This window comes from Shigella sp. FC1661, assembly GCF_001712525.1.
Lineage (GTDB): Bacteria > Pseudomonadota > Gammaproteobacteria > Enterobacterales > Enterobacteriaceae > Escherichia > Escherichia coli.
Genome location: NZ_MDGW01000172.1, coordinates 1 through 4683 on the forward strand (window position 1 = coordinate 1; position 4683 = coordinate 4683).

Annotated in this window: 5 protein-coding genes and 4 pseudogenes; 7 read left to right on the forward strand and 2 right to left on the reverse strand. The window is 49.8% G+C overall.

Annotation, left to right across the window (positions count from 1 at the left end; all coding sequences use genetic code 11):
* Positions 1-165 (reverse strand): IS1 family transposase (locus BFF42_RS11245; protein WP_000179192.1); only part of this gene is annotated, 165 nt, incomplete at its 3' end.
* 55 nt (positions 166-220) lie between these two features.
* Here BFF42_RS11245 and BFF42_RS11250 point away from each other — a divergent pair.
* The 6 genes and pseudogenes from BFF42_RS11250 to BFF42_RS11280 all read left to right on the forward strand — a co-directional run.
* A pseudogene (locus BFF42_RS11250) lies at positions 221-451 on the forward strand (serine-type D-Ala-D-Ala carboxypeptidase DacD); the annotation flags it as partial.
* Between the two features lie 118 nt (positions 452-569).
* The gene (gene sbmC / locus BFF42_RS11255; protein ID WP_001105415.1) at positions 570-1043 is read left to right on the forward strand and encodes a DNA gyrase inhibitor SbmC; all 474 of its coding nucleotides are present in this window, start codon (positions 570-572) and stop codon (positions 1041-1043) included.
* 197 nt (positions 1044-1240) lie between these two features.
* A pseudogene (locus BFF42_RS11260) lies at positions 1241-1792 on the forward strand (FUSC family protein); the annotation flags it as partial.
* 192 nt (positions 1793-1984) lie between these two features.
* Positions 1985-2965 carry an IS110-like element IS621 family transposase gene (locus tag BFF42_RS11270; protein WP_000399687.1) on the forward strand — a complete coding sequence of 327 codons (981 nt, stop codon included), beginning with the start codon at positions 1985-1987 and terminating at the stop codon, positions 2963-2965.
* A 97-nt stretch (positions 2966-3062) separates the two neighbouring features.
* Positions 3063-3578: pseudogene (locus BFF42_RS11275) on the forward strand (hypothetical protein); the annotation flags it as partial.
* A 171-nt stretch (positions 3579-3749) separates the two neighbouring features.
* Positions 3750-4079, forward strand: a complete 330-nt coding sequence (locus tag BFF42_RS11280; protein WP_000450409.1) for a DUF496 family protein — start codon at positions 3750-3752, stop codon at positions 4077-4079.
* Positions 4080-4179: 100 nt separating this feature from the next.
* On the opposite strand, the gene BFF42_RS11285 is transcribed toward BFF42_RS11280, so the two are convergent.
* Positions 4180-4362, reverse strand: coding sequence for a EutP/PduV family microcompartment system protein (locus tag BFF42_RS11285; protein ID WP_001016348.1), 183 nt, complete (start codon positions 4360-4362; stop codon positions 4180-4182).
* A gap of 71 nt (positions 4363-4433) precedes the next feature.
* On the opposite strand from BFF42_RS11285, the pseudogene BFF42_RS11290 reads away from it, so the two are divergent.
* Positions 4434-4562 (forward strand): annotated as a pseudogene (locus BFF42_RS11290) (transposase domain-containing protein); the annotation flags it as partial.
* Positions 4563-4683 lie beyond the last annotated feature (121 nt).

Consider the following 4683-nt stretch of genomic DNA (forward strand, 5'->3'; position numbering starts at 1 on the left):
TTTCTGGTGCGTACCGGGTTGAGAAGCGGTGTAAGTGAACTGCAGTTGCCATGTTTTACGGCAGTGAGAGCAGAGATAGCGCTGATGTCCGGCAGTGCTTTTGCCGTTACGCACCACCCCGTCAGTAGCTGAACAGGAGGGACAGCTGATAGAAACAGAAGCCACTGGAGCACCTCAAAAACACCATCATACACTAAATCAGTAAGTTGGCAGCATCACCCAAGAGTTCTGGATGGTGCTACCGAAAGCCGAAATTCCACATATCAAAGCCAAATATACCCTTGATGGTAAAGAACTCACCGCGCCAATTAGCGCCCATCAGCGGGTAGGGGAAATTGAACTTTACGACCGTGATAAACAGGTGGCGCACTGGCCGCTGGTTACCCTGGAATCTGTCGGGGAAGGCAGCATGTTTTCTCGCCTGAGTGATTATTTCCACCATAAGGCCTGACCTTTCTTTTGCAGCAGACTGGCAGGAGTGCGAGTCTGCTCGCATAATCAACACTCATTCCTTGTGGTTTTAATTTTGCAACTATACTGTATATAAAAACAGTATCAATGGAGGCGTCATGAACTACGAGATTAAGCAGGAAGAGAAACGTACCGTTGCAGGTTTCCATCTCGTTGGCCCGTGGGAACAGACGGTAAAGAAAGGCTTTGAGCAGTTGATGATGTGGGTAGATAGCAAAAATATTGTGCCGAAGGAGTGGGTTGCTGTCTATTACGACAATCCAGATGAAACACCCGCCGAAAAATTACGCTGCGACACCGTCGTGACGGTGCCGGGTTACTTTACGCTTCCCGAAAACAGTGAGGGCGTCATTCTGACAGAAATTACAGGTGGTCAGTATGCGGTGGCGGTAGCTCGTGTAGTCGGTGATGATTTTGCTAAACCCTGGTATCAGTTCTTTAATAGTCTCTTGCAGGACAGTGCTTATGAAATGTTACCAAAGCCCTGCTTCGAGGTTTATTTGAACAATGGCGCGGAAGATGGGTACTGGGATATCGAAATGTATGTTGCGGTGCAGCCAAAACATCACTAATTCATCTCAGGGCGGTGTGTTAACGCGATGACCACTCTTTTTTTTGAAAGCGAAAAGAGTAAGATGCGCCTTTCAATTTTTTCGCTCCTGCCGGGAAATTACACTGTTCCCGGTTTGTCCGTCGGATAATTCAGAGGCGCGCCTTCTGGCCGACAGATGAGTTATGAGCGCTTTTAATCTCATTACGGAGTTTCTGCGTGCGTGCCGATAAGTCATTAAGCCCGTTTGAAATCCGGGTATACCGCCATTACCGCATTGTGCATGGTACTCGGGTCGCGCTGGCATTCCTGCTCACTTTTCTCATTATCCGCCTGTTTACTATCCCGGAAAGCACCTGGCCGCTGGTCACCATGGTGGTGATTATGGGGCCAATCTCGTTCTGGGGTAACGTTGTCCCTCGCGCCTTTGAGCGTATTGGCGGTACGGTGTTGGGTTCGATTTTAGGTCTTATCGCTCTGCAACTGGAGTTAATCTCGTTACCGCTGATGTTAGTCTGGTGCGCGGCGGCCATGTTCCTTTGCGGTTGGCTGGCGCTGGGCAAGAAACCGTATCAAGGTTTATTGATTGGGGTGACGCTGGCAATTGTTGTGGGTTCCCCGACAGGTGAAATTGATACGGCGTTATGGCGAAGCGGCGATGTGATCCTCGGCTCTTTACTGGCAATGTTGTTTACCGGTATCTGGCCACAACGGGCGTTCATCCACTGGCGCATTCAACTGGCGAAAAGTCTGACCGAGTATAATCGGGTCTTGTATTATCCCTCCAGTGCAGAGAAAATCGGCCAGTTTTCTCTGCCTGCAGTCCGCATGCCGTATCGGGCCTTGGGTTCTAACCTGTTGCGTAGATTTATGCAGCGGACTGCCTTTCTCCCAAAGTGATAAACCGGACAGTATCATGGACCGGTTTTCCCGGTAATCCGTATTTGCAAGGTTGGTTTCACTATGGAACATGAACTTCATTATATCGGTATCGACACCGCTAAAGAGAAACTGGATGTCGATGTGTTGCGTCCTGATGGTCGTCATCGCACCAAAAAATTCGCTAACACCACTAAAGGGCACGATGAGCTGGTGAGCTGGCTGAAAGGTCACAAGATTGACCATGCGCATATCTGCATCGAAGCGACCGGCACCTATATGAAACCTGTCGCTGAGTGCCTTTACGATGCTGGCTACATAGTGTCAGTCATTAATCCTGCGCTGGGTAAAGCTTTCGCTCAGAGTGAAGGACTGCGTAACAAGACTGATACCGTGGATGCGCGCATGCTGGCAGAGTTCTGTCGTCAGAAGCGCCCTGCAGCCTGGGAAGCGCCTCACCCGCTTGAACGCGCGTTGCGTGCCCTGGTAGTCCGCCACCAGGCGCTGACAGATATGCACACGCAGGAACTGAATCGCACTGAAACGGCGCGGGAAGTCCAGAGACCGAGCATTGATGCTCACCTTCTGTGGCTTGAAGCAGAGCTGAAGCGTCTTGAGAAGCAGATAAAAGACCTGACAGACGATGATCCGGATATGAAACACCGCAGGAAACTGCTGGAAAGCATCCCGGGTATCGGAGAGAAAACATCTGCGGTATTGCTGGCTTATATCGGTCTGAAGGACCGCTTCGCCCATGCCAGACAGTTCGCCGCTTTTGCGGGTCTGACACCACGGCGTTATGAATCAGGTAGCAGTGTGAAAGGGGCGAGCCGGATGAGTAAGGCCGGACATGTGTCGCTTCGCAGGGCGTTGTATATGCCCGCAATGGTAGCCACCAGTAAGACTGAGTGGGGACGGGCGTTCCGCGACCGTCTGGCGGCTAATGGCAAGAAAGGAAAGGTGATTCTCGGCGCGATGATGCGCAAGCTGGCACAGGTGGCGTATGGAGTGCTGAAGTCAGGCGTGCCGTTCGATGCGTCACGGCATAATCCGGTAGCGGCGTAAAAATCGCGGAAGGGATGAAAAAAACAGCGCCTGACGGCGCTGTGTCTGGCATGCCTGCAATCCGGGAAACCGGACCAGGAAAAAACTTGCAGGCCATAACAGTATCTATCAATCTGCATTCTCACCGAACTTACTCGAACGCCCACGTCTGGAAAGCCATCTACAAAAACTCCTGACCGATGCCGTGAAAATGCGTGGACTGATTGCGCCCGCCAGCAAAGAAACCCGTATTCCAAAATCGATATATGAAGGTATCCAGACCATTAACCGCAATCTGGTTTGTATGCTGGAGTTGCAAATCAATGCATACTGGGCCACGCGCCCCAGCCATTTCGTGTTATTGAACGCGCAAAAACTTCGTGATACCCAGCACATGATGCAGCAAATACTGCTGAGCCTTGTTCATGCGCTGTACGAAGGTAATCCGCAGCCGGTTTTTGCCAATACGGAAAAATTGAACGATGCTGTGGAAGAGCTGCGTCAGTTGCTCAATAACCACCATGACCTGAAGGTTGTGGAAACACCAATCTATGGTTATGTGTGGCTGAACATGGAAACGGCGCATCAGCTTGAGTTGCTATCGAATCTGATTTGCCGGGCCTTGCGCAAATAATTCCTGAACTTCAGAATCATCTTGCTGCTGCTTCGATTCAGCAAGGATAAAGGGTATGATAGTGAAAAGGGATAAAAGCATTGTCATCTGCGGCAGCTATGAGTAATGTTGGCCCTAACGAATAGCGGTTGCTTAAACGAATCCGACTCTCACATTATCAGGGGTATAAAAATGGAAACTACCAAGCCTTCATTCCAGGACGTACTGGAATTTGTTCGTCTGTTCCGTCGTAAGAACAAACTGCAACGTGAAATTCAGGACGTTGAGAAAAAGATCCGTGACAACCAGAAGCGCGTCCTGCTGCTGGACAACCTGAGCGATTACATCAAGCCGGGGATGAGCGTTGAAGCAATCCAGGGCATCATCGCCAGCATGAAAGGTGACTATGAAGATCGCGTTGACGATTACATCATCAAAAATGCCGAGCTCTCCAAAGAACGCCGCGATATCTCCAAAAAGCTGAAAGCTATGGGCGAAATGAAAAACGGCGAAGCGAAGTAATTCCCGTTTTATTCAATGAGGGTTGCCCGGCAACCCTCATTGCTCATTGATTCTTATCTGTGTATCACCGTCATCATTCTCATCCGAGAACCAATCGAAATTAACAACAGCCTTCTTCTGTATGCAGCAAGGCAAAAAGTTCTGTAACTCCATTGTTATTAACTGCACTGGTTACTAACACGTTGTGCGCTCCAGCTTCCCGTAACCAACTTTTCACCAAAGATATTTGTTCCATGCTGGCTAAATCTGCTTTGGTTACTACTCCAATGACCGGGTGATTCATGGCCCGGTAGGGCGTTTTTACCTCTAATTCCTGCTTCAGCGCTGAGATTCCTGCTTGTTGCCAGAAAAGCAGGCACCTGCCGTCTGAACGATATCGATCCGGAAGCGTATCTGCGCCATATTCTGAGCATACTGCCGGAATGGCCCTCCAACCGTGTTGACGAACTCCTGCCATGGAACGTAGTTCTCACCAATAAATAAGCGTCAATACGTGCTCCGTTGACGCTGATATGACTTTCCGTGTCAAACCGGAATCTCTAATTTTGACGATTTTCTTTTTAGGTTTAATTCCCTGAGGGCGACGTAGCAGTAAATCCGACGG